Here is a 16,338-nt window from a genome sequence, read left to right on the forward strand (position 1 = left end):
TATAATCTTAAAATTACATTAATAACAGTAGGTGATTTGTAATGGAATACATATATGCAGCACTTTTGATGCACAGCGCAGGAAAAGAAATTACAGAAGATGGAATTACTTCCGTACTGGAAGCCGCAGGAGTAGAGGTTAACGAAGCACGGGTAAAAGCCCTTATAGCAGCTCTTGAAGATGTAGATATCGAAGAAGCAATGGCATCTGCCGCTTTTGCAGCTCCTGGTGCCGCAGCTCCTGCAGCAGAAGCTGAAGCTCCTGCAGCAGAAGAGGAGAAGGCAGAAGAGGAAGAGGAAGAAGAGGAATCCGAAGAAAGCGGTATGGCTGGACTCGGAGCCCTGTTTGGATAAAACTTTATCCTCTTCATTTTTTACCCGCTGCGGCGGGATTCTTTTTTTTGACGTTCAGATCAGGTAGATTTGACAGAGAAATATAATAAACAATGAATACCAAAGATAGGATTATGGTCCAGTCCTCTCCTTTGTTCTATCTTAAAACCCTCTGGCAGTTACATATCAGAAAGAGACCCGTGGTACTCTCCCATGGTATCAACTCAAGCTGTAATCTCAGATGCAGTTTCTGTGACTACTGGATGGAAGAAAGGGATGAGATGAGTACAGAAGAGATCTTCGATCTTCTCAGGGAAGCCAGATCTTTTGGAATTCTTTTCTACAATGCATGGACCACCGAACCATTGCTCAGAGAGGATCTTCCTGAGATTCTGGAATATGCACACCAGCTGGGAATGATTACATCTCTTATTACCAATGGAAAACTGCTTGAGGAGAGAATTGATGATCTGGAGCATCTTGATTATCTTTCTGTATCTGTAGATGGCATCAGAACTCATAAACAGATCAGAGGACTTGATTTTGCAGCTATATTACCTGGAATCGTAAAAGCCAGAGATAAATTCCACAAAAAAATATTAATAAACTGTGTTATCAGCAATAAGAACCTCACAGATATAGAAGATCTGGTAAAACTTGTTCAGGACCTGAACCTGAAGATATCATTTGAACCTGTACATGAATTTAAGAGTATAGATAAAAAAACATGGGAAGAGTTCGGGATAGATAACAGGCAGGAATATGAAAAAATTGTTGATAGGCTCATTGAGATGAAAAAGGAAGGATATCCAATAATCAATTCCATCACATACCTTAGCATGGTAAAAAATCTGGACCTGAACTACAGATGCCATGCATCAGATATAATACTCAATGTTACCTCAGACGGAGAGGTCGAGCACTGTCGTGTACGGAAAAAAAGTATCGGAAATATCAGGGAGGGTATAACAAATATCTGGGACAGATCAGATAATACTCGCAAGCATCTGACCTCCAGCTGTGAAGGGTGCCTGTTCTTTGGATATGTGGAAAACAGCCTGCTCTATGAGTTCAGGCCTGAGGTTATAAAAAACTATGAGTGGATGTAATGGTCAATCAGTATCATTACAGGCTTCAATTATCATCCGGTCTCCAGAAGAGATTCCCAGCTTTTTTGCAGCATTACCCTGATTTATAGCGATTTCAGCAAAACCATGACTCCCGATAAGGGCAATCATATTTCCTTCATCAACACGCCCATATGTACGACAGAAGGGAATCTTTCTGTTATATACAATAACTTCACTCCCAAAATCAGTTATCTGAGAGATCATGCTATATGGTATATTTGAAACGATGTTTCCAAAATCATCTACAAAAATAACCTCTCCGGATACTGAACTATCCTGAATAAGGGGCTGTTTGAAATCCAGGTCCACCCAATCATATACTCTCTCACCAACCTCATCAGCAGATGCTCCGCAGGAGAGATGAGCAGATACCGGTGCAAATATATCCCTTCCATGAAAGGTCGCTGACACCTCAAGCATAAATTTTTTGTTTTTTATTTCATATACTCTGAGATCTTGCCCTGCAATTCTTTTTGCTGCCGGTATCAGCAGACCGTTATCCGGGCCAACAAAAAGAACCCCCTGTGCATCTATCACAATGGAACGCCTGGATGTACCCACCCCCGGATCAACCACACCTACATGAATGGAATCCTGGGAAAAGTACGGAACTATTGAATAAATGGCAAAAGCCCCGGCACGGATATCAGCGTGGGAAACTGTATGTGTGACATCAACAATCCTTGCATCAGGATTAATCCTGAGAATAACTGCCTTCATAAATGCAGGATAGAATGATCCAAAATCAGTTGTAAGTGATATTAGCGACATCAAAGAGATATATCTGATTTAAAATATAAAATGATTATTTCAAAAAAAGAAAAAAGTAGAGTTATTTTGCAAGATTATAACTCTGGTTGACAATCTTAAGGGCACAGAAATCTCCGCACATCGTACATGATTCTTCATCTGCAGGAGCCCGGCTGTCCCTGATCTTACGTGCATATTCCGGATCAAGCGCATGTTCATACATATCCTCCCATTTAAGGCCTGCACGTGCTCTGGACATAGCAAGATCCTGGTCACGTTTTCCAAGACGCACCATATCACCAACATGAGCTGCAATCTTGGAGGTCTGGACACCTGTGACTACATCTTCCACATTGGGCAGTGCAAGATGTTCTGCCGGTGTCACATAGCAGAGGAAATCACATCCTACTGAACTGGACAGTGATGCTCCAATAGCAGTTACGATATGATCACGGCCTGGTGCAACATCAGTTACCAGTGGACCAAGCATGTAAAATGGCTTATTGTTGGTCATTGCTTTCATCAGCTTTACATTGGTCTCTATCATATCTATGGGTACATGCCCCGGTCCCTCAACAATTACCTGCAATCCCTGATCATGGGCCTTATCTGCCAGTTCAGCATTGATCACAAGTTCCTGTATCTGGGCCCTGTCGGTTGCATCGTGGACTGCTCCTGCGCGCATTCCATTACCCATTGAAAGAACCACCTCGTGCTCCTTGAGGAGCTCAACCAGGTAATCAAACTGACTGTAGAGGGGATTTTCCTTTTCATTATAGAGCATCCAGGTACTCATGAAGGCACCACCACGAGAGCAGAGGCCACCATATCTACCATGTGCCTTGAGCCTGTCAAGTGTCACCTGATTGATACCTGTGTGTATTGCCATAAAGTTTGTTCCCAGCTTTGCCTGGTCCTCTGTAGCTTTGAAGAGATCATCTTCTGTCATATGGACAATTGAACCATGTTTTCTTGTAGCCTCAATGAATGCCTGGTAGAGGGGAACTGATCCAACTGAAAGGGAGATGCTGTCAACAACTTTTTTCCTGATATCAAGGAAATCTCCACCGGTACTTAGCTCCATAAGAGTATCCGCACCTTCTCTTTCGGCTGCCTTTGCCTTTTCAATTTCCATATCAACATCCACAATATCAGAAGATGTACCAATGGATGCATTTACCTTTGTTCTTAGTCCCTCTCCAATACCGCATAATTTTACATCCCTGTAAGGAGATGTTGGGATTACGATCCTTCCTGCTGCAATACCCCTTCTTACAAATTCAGGGTCAACGCCCTCGGAAGCTGCAACTGTCTTCATTTCTTCAGTGATTTTACCATTCTTTGCATCATTGACTATACTCATATCAAATACCTCTATGATCTTTATATGTGTGATCTCAATAACCAAAAAGTCAGAATATTATATAATTCTTTTTAAAAAATAGAATTGAGAATATATCAATTAAACTTGATTATACCTTCTACAGGTGTCAAAAACATATTAATTATCACTAAGAATTGCTTTTTAAGAAGAAATGTAAGAACAGTTATTTTTTATTCTTCTCAATCCTTCTGATAGTGCGTATAGTATCCCTGTGAAGCGATACTATCAGATCGCTCATGAAACCAAATATCAGCACCTGAAAACCGGACAATATAAGAATGGCAGTAAGAATGGTCATGAGTTCACGTGTAACTCCCTTTAGCCATTCACTCACAACAAAAGCACCTGTAAGTATTCCAAATATCAGAAGTATGGTACCTATAATTCCAAAATAGAACATCGGGTTGTGAACTTTTGCAAGCTGATATATTGTAGCACCTATCTTGAACCCATCACGCAGAGGATTCAGTTTGGTTGCAGCTGCTTCACTCCTTGCAAGATATGTTATTGGAACCTCAGCAATCCTCATATCCTTTTTTACGCTTTCAATTGTGATCTCTGACTCAATTTCAAATCCGGTCTTGTTGAGTTCGAATGATTTGATGGCCTCTCTGGTAAATCCCCGATACCCGGACAGTATATCATTCAGCCATTCGCCATAGGCAAAACCAAAAAGACGATTTATAAGATAATTACCTGTTCTGTTCAGTCGAGTGAATGCACCCTTTTCATAATTTGCAAATCTGTTGCCTATCACATGATCTGCACGGTCCTCCAGAAGAGGATCAAGTAAACTATGTACATCGGATGCCAGATAGGTACCATCACCATCTGCCATGATGATATAATCATTCTCTAATAAATCAAAGGCCTGCTGCAGTGCCTGACCTTTACCCTTGCCTTCCTGAAGGACCACACTGGCACCTTCTGATATGGCAAACTCCCTTGTACGGTCGGTACTGTTGCCGTCAATTACAAGTATATCATCAAAGCCCTCTGACCTGAAATCCCTTACAAGCTGGGCAATGGTTGCTTCCTCATTTAATGTAGGAAGAAGTATACAAACATCAGGGTTATCTTCTTTCAAGATACTCACATTTACTTTTTTACAGCAATCCCATGCTGTCAAGCTGCTGTCTTACCACTTCAACACCCATTTCACAGTCTTCGGGGGATTTGCCACCTGTGACAACCAGTTTTCCTGAACTGAATATCAGAACTACTACCTTTGGTTCATCAATCCTGTATACAAGTCCAGGGAACTGTTCAGGTTCATATTCAATATTTTCAAGACCAAGTCCTATTGCAATTGCGTTTAGATTAAGTATTGCATGAAGATCAGCAGAGGCAACAATGTTCTGCACTGTTATATCAGGATCCTCAACGGTTTCGACCCCTATGGAATTGAGTTTGCGGGCCATATTCTTAATAACGGTGTGTACATCCTCCACATTCTTGGCACCTGTACAGACTACCTTACCGGATGTGAATACCAGAAAAGCAGCCTTTGGGTCAGAAACACGATATACAAGACCAGGAAACTTCTGTTTGTTATATTCTGCACCTTCAAATTCCATTTCTATCTTTGTCAGGTCAAAACTTTCTGCAAGTTTAGTGGATGCAACCACATTTTCGATTTTGATATTATATCCAGTCATAATCAAAGTCCTCAGCATTTAAAGTGAATGATACATATGAACAACCCTTATATATACTATACTCTTTTTATATATATCCTTTAAATACCTTATCCCGAAAAAACAGTATTATTCTTTAAGGCCATCTATAACTGCATCATATTTTCTGCACACCCTTTCAATCAAGCTTCCCTCCTTCTCATGAGTGGGTACAAGAATCCGGGCATCATGTGACACATCCACTCCATTGCTGGACACTCCATAATCAGGCGCTATTACAACCCCCGTTGAAGAAACCCCTATATGCAGATCTGACACTATCCTGGAAATCATATCTGTAGCAGGTTTTACCTTCCTGTCTATCACCATTGCCTTTGATACATATCTTTCCCTGAGCTCTTTGATTTTCTCTATACTCTCCCGGGCCTTATCGGAATCGTATATGTCTTCAAGGGATTGAATTGAATCTATAAGATCATTGAAAGTAGTGGATCCAATTTCAATGATCTCACCATCGTAATACCTGCTCACCTGTTCACTGTATCCCCTGGACACTATCAGCCTATACACATCAGCCAGTGAATCAAGTTCATCCTCATCCGGGCTGTATACATTTAGCACACGATAATCCTCTATTCCACACATTTCCATTAGTGATTCGTACATTGGAGTTATTGCAACAACCCTTCTTCCAAGCCATCTGTCAAGTCCCACACTTCCGCTCTGTTTTCTGGAGAGCTCAATTATCTTTTTCCTGATAGACTCTGGATCATTGGAATCAATTCCAAAATATTCTGCAAACAGCGGTGTTGTCTGAAGTATCCTTGTACGACCATGTGGAGCTGCGTTTACAAGGCCTCTGTCTTTAAGTTCACGTATATGCTCATAGACAGAATTACCCCTGATATCCACAAGTTCTGACTGGGCTATTGGTTGATGGTATGCTATCATGGACAGTGTTCTAAGTACAGGAGACTTTATTTCACCTGGTGCAAGACGACTCACAATATCGGAGTATCTGGGTTTGACCTGCATTACATATCGCTTCTCACCGGTCTCCACAATTTCAAGCCCCGTTTCCCTGCTACTGTATTCCTCCATGAGTGACCTGACAGTATCTATAACATTCTTTTCAGGGATATTTACGATCTTGGCAAGAGATTTGATATTGACCCCATCTCCTGCAACAAACAGGGCCGCCTCGACAATTTCCTTATGATTCATACTGCCAGACCTCTCATTGCATTATTGCAGCATCATTGCGGCTTATATAAAGTTCATCAAACAGTTCCCTCTGGTGTAGACGAATCTTCTTTTCTGTGGCAAGGAAAAGAAGTGAGATATAGGCCATTATCTGATCAGATATCTCTTCACCATAACCTGCTTCAAGTAAATGGCTAAAAGAAACATACTCATTTTCTTCAAACATACCCTCCAGAATTCCATAGAGAGATTCTGTAAGAACGGTTATATTTTCCTCATGTGCAATTTCAAGCACTTCATCAGTTGTAACTGCTCGGTTTTCACTACCCTTTCTGTGTTTTATACGGTCCCTTCGCCTAGTCTCAACTCGTTCTGCCTTCTGGAGTTCTGTGATCAATTCCTCAAGGGTAACAGGGCGCTTTGAACTTCGCCGGATCGGAAGATTTGGAACAGGATATTCCTCTATATCATAAAAACCAAGCTCTTCATCCAGAAAACCGTCTTCTTCTTCATCTTCCTCCTCAACATCCTCCACAAGGGCATTGGATTTCATTCTAAGAAGTATTGAAGCATACAGAAGTGTTCTTCCAGAAATCCTCAGATCAGTAATCTTCATCTCTTCTATTCTGCGCAGGAACTTGTCAGTGACCTCAACGATATCGATATCCCAGGGATTGATCTCCTCATTCTTTGCAAGGTTTACCAGAATTTCAACCGGTTCCCCTGCAACATCACCGGATAGTTCCAGCTTTGATTCATCCACACCAAGCTTTTGCAGGCTCTCTATAAAATCAGGATCCAGTGTGGGAATCAGATTGAGACTTCCCTGTCCCAGACTATCTGATATATCCTCAATTTCCATTTCCCTGGCAGTATTCAACGCAATTTCACACCTGTAATACTTGTAATGTTATTATCCTGCATTGCAACTCCTATTGTTCTTGAAGCTGCCTCTATCATTGGCTTTCTGAGGGATACCACAATAAACTGGGCATAGGTTCCGGATTTCTTTATACGCTGGGCCACCCTTTCTGCATTTGATCCATCCAGGAACATATCAATTTCATCAAATGCATAAAATGGTGCCGGTCTGTATTGCTGTATTGCAAAAACAAATGCAAGGGCAGTTAAGCTTTTTTCACCACCTGACATGGCTTCAAGCCTTTGCAGGGTTTTATCCTTAGGCTGGGCCTTGAGGGTTAGCCCACCGCTGAAAGGGTCTTCATAGTTGTCCAGAACCAGTTCACCTCTGCCATCCGAGAGTTCATTGAATATATTTTTGAAATGTTCATTGATACCATTGTAAGAATCCATGAACGCCTCTTTCTTGAATTTCTCGTACTGGTTTATGCGGATCAGAATCTCTTCTCTCTCATTGAACAGAATATCCCGTCTCTGCTCCAGTTCAGAAAGTCTTGATTTCACATTATCATATTCCTCAATGGCACGCATGTTTACAGGTTCCATTTTTTCCATAGCTCTTTCTATAGATGAAATCCTTGTCCTTACAGCTTCATAGCCAGGAACATCATCGGTTTCCTCCACACCTCTTCTCTCCAGTTCAGTGATCAGTTCACTTATCTGCTCTGTCAGGGCATCACGGGTAGATTCCAGAGCTGTCATTTCTCTTTGTGCATCTTCGAACCTGGACCTGGCAGCTTCGAACTCAGATTTGATATTGCGGTATTCACTCTGCTTCTGTTCTCTTCTTTTACGGGCCTCTGCAAGATTTTCAGATATCTGGCTCTCCTTGTTCTGCTTTTCTGCCAGAAGAGATTCAAGTTCTTCGATCTTTTTACCAAGGGAAACTATGCGATCCCTGTACTCTGACTTTCTATCTTCAAGGTCTTTGATCAGATTCCTGTTATCTTCAATTTTTTTCTGCGCATACTCATGGTCAAGACGCAGAGCATTGATCTGGGAATCTATATCCCGAACCCTGTCTTCCAGCCTTTTAATCTCTTCATCAATACTTTCAGCCCTTTTGTTAAATTCCGGAATCTGAGAACTGGACAGTTTCTTTTCCAGGTCCTCTATCCGGTCTGTAAGTGATTTGATATTCTCTTCAATTTCGTTCCTTTCAGAGACTACAGCATCCATCTGCTCCCGCAACTTTTTCTGTGCAGATTCAATCTCTTCAAGTTCCTGATTTCGGGATTCTATCAGACCTGCCAGCCTCTCACCACGCCCTGCAATCTCTTCAAGCTGCATTTCCTTTCTTGATATCATTTTTTCCAGGTCATCAATTTCCTTTCTGGTAGATGAGATATGAGCTTCCACAGAGTCCATCTTTTTTAAAGCGGTATTTCTCCTGGAGTCGTATTCCGTAATCTGTTCTGCCAGTTTTACCAGTTTCTCCTTTTCAGCAGCAGCAAAGGACAGTCTTGAACTCTGCCTGAATCCGCCTGTCATGGCTCCACTCTTTTCTATAGTCTCTCCATCAAGGGTAACCATCCGCAAACCACCCATCAGGCGTCTTGCGTTTTTCAGGTTATCAACAACCAGAGTATCTCTGAAAACATACCAGAAAGCTGCCTCAAATCTTGGATCAAAGTCTATCAGGTCAATGGCATATCCAACAACGCCTTCTCTGTCAGAGAGATCCTTGTAGGGTCTTCTGGCTTCCATCCTGTTTAGTGGAAGAAATGTTGCCCTTCCACCTCTTCTGCTCTTTAGATAATCAATAGCACCTGCCCCATCCTCATCGGTTTCCACCACAACTGCCTGCATGCGTCCACCAGCAGCGATTTCAAGAGCAGTGGCATATTTCTGGTCCACCTTTCCAAGCTCTGCAATAGTTCCATAGATACCTGGAAGAACCTTCTTTTTACGTGCATCAAGAACTATATCCACAGCTTTTGAATAGTTACCGGAATCTTCAGCAGCCCTGACGCGGGCTTCTACAAGTGCATATTCCTGCTGGTACTTGCGCAGAGTATCTTCCAGCTCAGTAACAACCTTTTTTATCTGGGATCTGTTGCTCTCCAGATCATCCATATCCTGTGTAAGAGTATTGATTTTTTCAGTGAGTTTTTCGATTTCATATTTTATTGAACGGGTATCACTGTCGGAGGACTCAACCTTTGATTTTGCATCATCGATCTCATTCTCAATCTCCCTGACCTCTGCAGACCTGCGCCTGAGTGCATCCAACAGACGGTCCTCTTCTCTTAGAAGTTCACTTTTTCTGTTCTTGAGATCTTCCAGTTCAGATTTGAGTGATGAGAGCTCATCCCTGGTACTTGCAAATTTTGAATCGATTTCTGCAATCTTGCTCATCACCAGCCTGTACTCAGTCCTGTGCTCTCCAATCTGATCATTCAGGCTTTCCTTTCTAAGCGTATTTTCCGATATCCTGGATTCCAGTTCATTGATCCTGTTCTTATCTTCATCTATCTCAACAAATACCTTTCTTCTGCGGGAATCAATATCCTCGATCTCACTTTCAGTAAGTTCAATACTGCCACTACATCTCGAAATTTCTCCCCTTATCTCCTCAATGTCTTTTTTGATCTGTATCTGTTCATCCTCACCCATCTTCCTGATGGTTTCTGTCAGTTCCTCAAGTTCATTCTCTGCAGTTTCCAGTTTCTGCGAAGCCTGTTCCATCAGACTTTGAAGTTCTTCCAGTGAACCCTTTCTGCAATCGATCTCATCTTTTACCGCAGTTAGTTCTGATCTGGCATCCTTGAGTTTGGACAGGAGAACAAAACCTTCATACTTCATTTTCTCCTGCCTTAGTGATCTGTATTTGAGCGCCTGGTCCCTTTCACCTCTTAATTTCTCAAGCTGTGTACCCACCTCGTCTATTATGATGTCAACCCTCTCAATTCTCTCCCTGACAATTTCCAGTTCATTTAGGGCCCTTTCCTTTTTATTGTCAAATTCAGAAACACCTGCTATCTCATCAACTATTTTACGGCGCTCTGTAGGAGTCATTGTAATTATACGGGTTACATCACCCTGCATAACTACATTATAGCCTTCCGGAGTGACCCTTGCTTTGGAAAGAATATTATGAACATCTGAAAGGCTTACAGGTTTTCCATTAAAATAAAAATAGCTGTAATATCCACTGTCCGTCTCCCTGATCTTGCGGGTAATTGTTACCTGGTCTGCATCAACAGGCATTTCACGATCAGTATTGTCAAAAACTATTGAAACCTGAGCAAAATCCGGTCTTTTATTTTTATTCCCATCATTATAGATCAGATCTGTAAGTTTCTCTGCTCTCAGGGTCCTTGAACTGGAAAGTCCCAGTGCAAACAGTATACCGTCTATGATATTGGATTTACCACTTCCGTTTGGGCCGGAAATGGTAGTGAAGTCATCAAAAAAAGGGATTCTGACCTTTTTACCAAAAGATTTGAAATTCGTAAACTCTATTTGCTTGATATACACACGATACCTCTGTTTTTTGGATGGATGCTAAAAATTATCACTGGAAGTTATCTTTTTTTGGATCCGAATAATCTCAGGATCATGATTTCCTGTATGTTGTGGTTATTACTGCATCCTCTCCTTCACGACTTTCCACAGATTCCAGTTCAGATTCCATTCTTTTTTTACCTGCTCTGTTGTCATCTGCTATAATATATTCAGATGTTTCCTTCTTACAGTCATTTGGTGCATTTTTTGGCCTGTTGTTGATAAAATCGGGATTATCACAACTTTCTGCGATTATATATTCAGATTCATCGTTCTTATTTTCTTCTGCATTCTTATTATCTGATGGAGGATTGTGGGCATCGCGTATATTGAACCTGACCTTTCTAAAGCGTGCATTATTATCAAGGGGATCGTTCTTTTCAGTCCTGTCCGAAAAAGGCTGTTTTTCTTTTTTCACAGTCTCAGGCTTTTGAGACGGGGCATCCCTTACTGCAGCTGACTCCAATCCTGATCGTGGAAAATCCGATACAGAATCAGCTTCAAAGGACTGTACCCGGGTCGGAAATGATTCAGGCGCATTTTCACTGAAATCATTATCGGGTCCTGATTGCCGAACCTTAATACCGATATCGGATCCATTATCCTGTTCAAATCTGCTTTTAAGTGTCCGGATTACCGACTTCTGATCCAGGAGCTCGTTCATAACTCCATTAAGATTATTTGAAATTTCCTGAACTCTGGATTCGAGTTTCCTGAGACGGTCGTTGACATCAGAACCATTCTGCATATCACGCTGCAGTTCATCAATAATTGAATCCTTGACGGTTTTTTTTATGTGTTCAAATTCCCTATCCTTTTCTGCCAGCTGGCGCTCAAGTCTCTCAATAACAAGATCCCTTTTTTCATTGTTCATGCAATACCTCGCAAACCATTCATCCCATAATATTCATTAAAATCAGAGTATCTGAATACATTATATTCAAAACGTATAATATAATTTATGGTGACATTGTATCCTTTACTGCATTAAATTTTTCCAGGCACTTATTCAAAAGACCGGAATTGATACAGTTCAAAATTATGATTTCGGAAAAAAGCGTTATACAAGGAATAAAAAAGTAAAAATACGAATATGAAAAAAAATATTTAAGAACCTTTTTTAGCTCTTTGGTCTCTTCAGGATAGCTGTAGCCTCTCCGTTCTCATCAATGTCATCTCTGATCCAGACAAGTTCCCATCCTTCATCTCCCAGCTCCTCAAGATCCTTCATCTGATGGGGCAGATTGATCACATTTATTTTCCTAGCATCATATTCCCATTCTTTCATTTAACCACACTCCTCATTTATTTCAATTAGTGTTAATATAATTGTATTTAAATTATATATAACTTGGGATTTACGGGATCGGTGACCCTTTTCCAGTCTTCAGCCAGATGAAATAAATGAAATGTTTGTCACAGGGTCCTTCTCAACTGAGAACACAAGATCTGCCGAGTCGATAAGAGATTCATCATGGGATACGATCAGGATCTGTCCCACGCCCACATTGCGCATCATATCAATGAGTTTTATGAGCTGGTGTATATGACCACGGTCCAGAAATACCGTTGGTTCGTCCATTATCAGAGGAGGAAGGTCAATTGAATCATTTCCTCTGCCCATGGACATGAGCCTATAGATAGCACATCTGAGTACTAGATTAAATATTGCCCTCTCTCCTCCACTTAAAAGCTTTGGTTCCAGTGGAGTACCATCCTTCTCATAGACTGTGAAATTGTAATCCTGGTCCAGTTCTATACGGGCATAGGCATTGTTGGTATACATGAGTGAGAATATCTCATTCATCAGACTGTCAAGGGCATCGATATTCTTTAGACGAAGTTCTGTTCTGAGGCGTTTATACATATCCTCCAGTGATCGACCTTCTTCATATACCCTCTCAAGATACTTCTTCTGGTTGATCATTAGCTGAAGGTCTTTTTCAAGTGTAGACAGCCGGCTGATATCAGCTTCAAGTTTCCCTTCCTGTCTTGAAAGCTCATTCATTTTTTCATTCATTTTTTCAATATCATTACCCATGTTATCATAGGCTTTTCTGTAAAGCCTGTAATTTTTCTTCATCTCATCTATATTCTCAGCTTCAAGCTTCTTTCTAAGTTCTGATATTCGCCTCTGGAGATCAGAGATATTCTCTTCCAGCATCTGCACCTTATCCTGATCCGATTTGATACCATTCTCAAGCTGTTCAGCTTTACTGAGATATTCCTGAACTTTGTCAGTATTTTTCATTATGTGTCTGATACCATCAAGTTTCTTCTGGACCTGTGAGTATTCTGTTTTCAGATTTGTATTTCTGGAATTCAATGATCTGGAACTGTCAGAGAGTGAATCAAGAGCCCTGATCACCTCTTCCTTTTGATCCTTTAATGAAACAATTTCCTCTTCCAACTCTGCAATTTGTTTATTGTAATCATCAATCATTTTTCCGTTTGACTGGATATTTGTCTCAGCGATCTTTTTCTGATATGTATAATCCTGCAGTTTCCTGTCCAGTTTTCTTGCAAGATCTACCTTTTTGATCCTCTCTTCGATCTCTTTCTGTTTTCTCTCAATATCCAGTAGTTCACTGGAGTATTCTTTTACCTTCATGAGATCTTCATTCTCTTGTTTAGAGACTGGAGAACCTTCAAGATCCTGACCACAGGTTGGACAGATTCCTTTCTCGAGCATTTCCCTGTTTGTCTGTATTTTTTTATTCAGCTCTTCCAGTCTGGTCCTTATCCCACTTTCCTTTCCATGCAATCGCTTTTGCTGATCTCTCAGAAGTCCCATGATCTCATCGATTTCTTCAAGCTTTTCAGGTGAGAATCCAAGGTCTTTGGCCTCAGCAACTGTATCATTTTTTTTCTGCTCCATCTGCCTTACAGACCTTTCAAGGTCCTCAATTTCACGGGATCTGGAATCCAGATGTCGCTTTAGATCAGCAATCCTTCTGTTCTTTGAATTCAGCTGTTTTTCCAGAGATTCAAGTGACTCTTTCTTCTGTTTCCTTTCCTTTTCCAGTGAGCTGATTTCATGATTCAGAGCATTTATTTTATCACTTATATTACGCTCAAAAGTTTCTATTTCAGATGCAACCGTTCCCATATTTTCTGCATCAGCAGATATCCCAAGGTTGGTCTTCAATTTTCGGGTCTCAGCTTCAAGTTCACTCATTGCCCTTTTATAGGACCTTATCTTATCTCCAGAACTTTCAATGGACTGATAGAGAGATGCTTTTCTGTCCATCAGCTTATTTTGTTGACCTTTAAGAGAAGATAGGTCATCCATAACCTTGTCATATTCCCGGATGTCGGTTTCAAGACTATTGATCTTTACCAGGGCTTTATTTCTCTTCTCCTGGAGCTGGCTGATTTTAACCTGGAGTTTTTTGGATTCCTCTTTAAGGGCAGAAAGGGTATCATAAGGATCCTGTGATCTGATTGTTTCAATCTCAGACTTAATATCCCCGATCTTCTGGTCAGTATATCTCTGGTGGCGACCTATGCCGGTCCTGGCACTGACCGACCGTTCCTGGTATTCCTCAAGTCTTCCAATCTGCAGCAGATCATCGATCATACGCTGGCGATCCTGAGACCTTGCATTGATGAGCACATCAATCTCACCCTGCCTTATATAAACACAGTTTCTATATGCTTCCTCATCCATCCCAAGCATATTGCATACAAATTCATATGTCTGGGTAGCCTGGTCTGCAATCACCTCATTTCCTGATCTCACAACCGATCTGGTACTGGTAGCACGTCCGGTCTTTGAAGACATCCTGAAGGCCTGTTCAATCTCAAATATATTTCCATCATATTCAAACTCAAGATTGATGGACGCCTTTGATGATCCTTTTCGTATCATATCCCCGATCACATAATCCTTTGTAAGGGCCCTGCTTCCAAAAAGAGCTATAAAGCAGGCTTCCAGGAGACTTGACTTTCCACTGCCATTGTTTCCTGAGACAACTGTGACCCCGTCATCAAAAGAGATATCCAGATTTTCATAACTTCTAATATTTTCTATCTGAAGGTTTTTCAGTTTCAAAGGAAATCCCCCAGATTATGTTGTTTTAATGAGCCCTGTTTACCTTGTTCCGGTCTAGCAGGATCTGTATTTTCAGGAGACTGCTCTTTTGAAGTCCCTGTTTCTGGCTCCTCATCAGACTGTACGGTTACCACATCTACCTCTGATTCTATCAGGGATCTTCGAACCTGGGTTGATTCTTCTGGTTGCTTATCATCTGAATTTAAATTATCAGAGTATACCTGTTCATTATCAAAATCCATCTGTTTAAAGTCCATAGTCTCCATCATGCTGGCAATACGCTCTTCAGATTCTGCATCAACTCTGCTCTTTGGAATATTCAGATCCCTAACGATCTCATCAATAAGCAGACCTGCAGAAGTCAGATGCATCCTGTGGATCTCTTTTTTTACGGCCTCGTCCGGGTCTGAGAATGAAACCGATACTGACAGGTCATCAGGTCTGTTTCCTGCAATTCTCATATCCCTTACACGGCTAACAAGGGCACCCCTGCTCCTCACGTGTTCCTCAATATCTGTATAGGATACAGGTACAGATGTCTTACCATGAATATCTACAAAGACCACCCTGTCCTTAAGATTATGTTCATCTATTTTCCCAAAAATATCTTCATATATATCTGATACTCCACTGATGTTCACAGGAATGAAGACAAATTCCCTGGTAGGTATATGGCGGCGACTGATATCAATTCCCGAATTCGATATTTTCACTATATTGTAGGAACGCCTTTCCTTCTCCGATGCACTGTTTCTTTCGGTACTGCCACTGTATGTTACCCATGTATCTCCTACCATGGTTTTATCATGTATATGATAATCTCCCAGCAATATTGCATGAACATTGAAAGGAAGGGAATCAATAACTTTTCTGCAGTCCCATTCCCCAAAAGGAAACGGTTTCATTAGCTGATGCATTACAAGTATATTATAATCAGATTCTGGATGCGCATTGAAAAGGGAATAGTCAAAGGAGGATATCTTTGATCTGGATACATTGTCAATACCATAGATTGATATCCCACCAATCCTGTATGGTTCAGTTCCAAGTCTTACCGCTATTCCCATGTTTTCAAACAGGTCAAGCCACTGGGAATTCTGTTTGCTCTCATGATTTCCCACAATTGCCAGAAACGGAATGTCTGCACTTTTAAGCTTTGACAGAATGGCTATGGTATCAAGAATATCATCAAGTGTAGGATTGCGGGTATCAAAAAGGTCGCCTGCATGTATTACCGCATCAACATTCATTTCAATGGAGTCATTGATCACAGAAGAAAAAGCATTCAAAAAATCCTGTCTTCGAATCTCGCTATGGTACTGCTTATATCCAATATGTGAATCCGCTGTGTGAACCAGCCTGATCTCAGATCTCATTCAAATCCCCTGGTATATTACCCAGGATACATATTGTCATTCTA

13 protein-coding genes are annotated in these 16,338 nt (G+C 41.1%); 2 read left to right on the plus strand and 11 right to left on the minus strand.

Going from position 1 to position 16,338, the window contains the following annotated elements:
- Positions 1 to 41 precede the first annotated feature (41 nt).
- Complete coding sequence (rpl12p, locus tag MZHIL_RS10000; RefSeq protein WP_013899258.1) at positions 42 to 353, plus strand: 50S ribosomal protein P1; 312 nt, start codon at positions 42 to 44, stop codon at positions 351 to 353.
- A gap of 92 nt (positions 354 to 445) precedes the next feature.
- On the plus strand, positions 446 to 1,441 hold the full coding sequence (locus MZHIL_RS10005; RefSeq protein ID WP_245527545.1) for a radical SAM protein: 996 nt from the start codon (positions 446 to 448) through the stop codon (positions 1,439 to 1,441).
- 3 nt (positions 1,442 to 1,444) lie between these two features.
- Here the strand turns inward: MZHIL_RS10005 and MZHIL_RS10010 are convergent, their stop codons facing one another.
- From MZHIL_RS10010 to MZHIL_RS10055, 11 genes are all read right to left on the minus strand, one after another.
- Positions 1,445 to 2,233: an SAM hydrolase/SAM-dependent halogenase family protein gene (locus tag MZHIL_RS10010; RefSeq protein WP_013899260.1), complete on the minus strand. Its 789-nt coding sequence runs from the start codon at positions 2,231 to 2,233 to the stop codon at positions 1,445 to 1,447.
- A gap of 61 nt (positions 2,234 to 2,294) precedes the next feature.
- Positions 2,295 to 3,575: a phosphomethylpyrimidine synthase ThiC gene (thiC, locus tag MZHIL_RS10015; protein WP_013899261.1), complete on the minus strand. Its 1,281-nt coding sequence runs from the start codon at positions 3,573 to 3,575 to the stop codon at positions 2,295 to 2,297.
- Positions 3,576 to 3,759: 184 nt separating this feature from the next.
- Positions 3,760 to 4,683 (minus strand): S-layer glycoprotein N-glycosyltransferase AglJ, encoded by a 924-nt coding sequence (gene aglJ, locus MZHIL_RS10020; protein ID WP_013899262.1) that lies wholly within the window; start codon positions 4,681 to 4,683, stop codon positions 3,760 to 3,762.
- Positions 4,684 to 4,702: 19 nt separating this feature from the next.
- A complete protein-coding gene (locus MZHIL_RS10025) occupies positions 4,703 to 5,254 on the minus strand; it encodes a TATA-box-binding protein (protein WP_013899263.1) in 552 nt (183 codons plus the stop codon).
- A 108-nt stretch (positions 5,255 to 5,362) separates the two neighbouring features.
- Positions 5,363 to 6,457: an SMC-Scp complex subunit ScpB gene (gene scpB, locus MZHIL_RS10030; protein WP_013899264.1), complete on the minus strand. Its 1,095-nt coding sequence runs from the start codon at positions 6,455 to 6,457 to the stop codon at positions 5,363 to 5,365.
- Positions 6,458 to 6,470: 13 nt separating this feature from the next.
- Positions 6,471 to 7,316: a segregation and condensation protein A gene (locus MZHIL_RS10035; RefSeq protein ID WP_013899265.1), complete on the minus strand. Its 846-nt coding sequence runs from the start codon at positions 7,314 to 7,316 to the stop codon at positions 6,471 to 6,473.
- Positions 7,313 to 10,837, minus strand: coding sequence for a chromosome segregation protein SMC (gene smc / locus MZHIL_RS10040; RefSeq protein WP_013899266.1), 3,525 nt, complete (start codon positions 10,835 to 10,837; stop codon positions 7,313 to 7,315). Before smc ends, MZHIL_RS10035 begins: the two co-directional genes overlap by 4 nt.
- A 79-nt stretch (positions 10,838 to 10,916) precedes the next feature.
- A complete protein-coding gene (locus tag MZHIL_RS10045) occupies positions 10,917 to 11,738 on the minus strand; it encodes a hypothetical protein (RefSeq protein ID WP_013899267.1) in 822 nt (273 codons plus the stop codon).
- 246 nt (positions 11,739 to 11,984) lie between these two features.
- Positions 11,985 to 12,152: a hypothetical protein gene (locus MZHIL_RS10595; protein ID WP_013899268.1), complete on the minus strand. Its 168-nt coding sequence runs from the start codon at positions 12,150 to 12,152 to the stop codon at positions 11,985 to 11,987.
- Between the two features lie 99 nt (positions 12,153 to 12,251).
- Positions 12,252 to 14,918 carry an AAA family ATPase gene (locus tag MZHIL_RS10050; protein ID WP_013899269.1) on the minus strand — a complete coding sequence of 889 codons (2,667 nt, stop codon included), beginning with the start codon at positions 14,916 to 14,918 and terminating at the stop codon, positions 12,252 to 12,254.
- Entirely contained in the window at positions 14,915 to 16,294 is a 1,380-nt protein-coding gene (locus MZHIL_RS10055) for a metallophosphoesterase family protein (protein WP_013899270.1), read from the minus strand. Before MZHIL_RS10055 ends, MZHIL_RS10050 begins: the two co-directional genes overlap by 4 nt.
- Positions 16,295 to 16,338 lie beyond the last annotated feature (44 nt).

This window comes from Methanosalsum zhilinae DSM 4017 (assembly GCF_000217995.1).
GTDB classification, from domain to species: domain Archaea; phylum Halobacteriota; class Methanosarcinia; order Methanosarcinales; family Methanosarcinaceae; genus Methanosalsum; species Methanosalsum zhilinae.

Bases quoted from the DNA above. Each gene is read 5' to 3' on its own strand.
- rpl12p (WP_013899258.1), top strand. From the start codon at position 42: ATGGAATACATATATGCAGCACTTTTGATGCACAGCGCAGGAAAAGAA.
- MZHIL_RS10005 (WP_245527545.1), top strand. From the start codon at position 446: ATGAATACCAAAGATAGGATTATGGTCCAGTCCTCTCCTTTGTTCTAT.
- MZHIL_RS10010 (WP_013899260.1), bottom strand. From the start codon at position 2,233: ATGTCGCTAATATCACTTACAACTGATTTTGGATCATTCTATCCTGCA.
- thiC (WP_013899261.1), bottom strand. From the start codon at position 3,575: ATGAGTATAGTCAATGATGCAAAGAATGGTAAAATCACTGAAGAAATG.
- MZHIL_RS10025 (WP_013899263.1), bottom strand. From the start codon at position 5,254: ATGACTGGATATAATATCAAAATCGAAAATGTGGTTGCATCCACTAAA.
- scpB (WP_013899264.1), bottom strand. From the start codon at position 6,457: ATGAATCATAAGGAAATTGTCGAGGCGGCCCTGTTTGTTGCAGGAGAT.
- MZHIL_RS10045 (WP_013899267.1), bottom strand. From the start codon at position 11,738: ATGAACAATGAAAAAAGGGATCTTGTTATTGAGAGACTTGAGCGCCAG.
- MZHIL_RS10595 (WP_013899268.1), bottom strand. From the start codon at position 12,152: ATGAAAGAATGGGAATATGATGCTAGGAAAATAAATGTGATCAATCTG.
- MZHIL_RS10055 (WP_013899270.1), bottom strand. From the start codon at position 16,294: ATGAGATCTGAGATCAGGCTGGTTCACACAGCGGATTCACATATTGGA.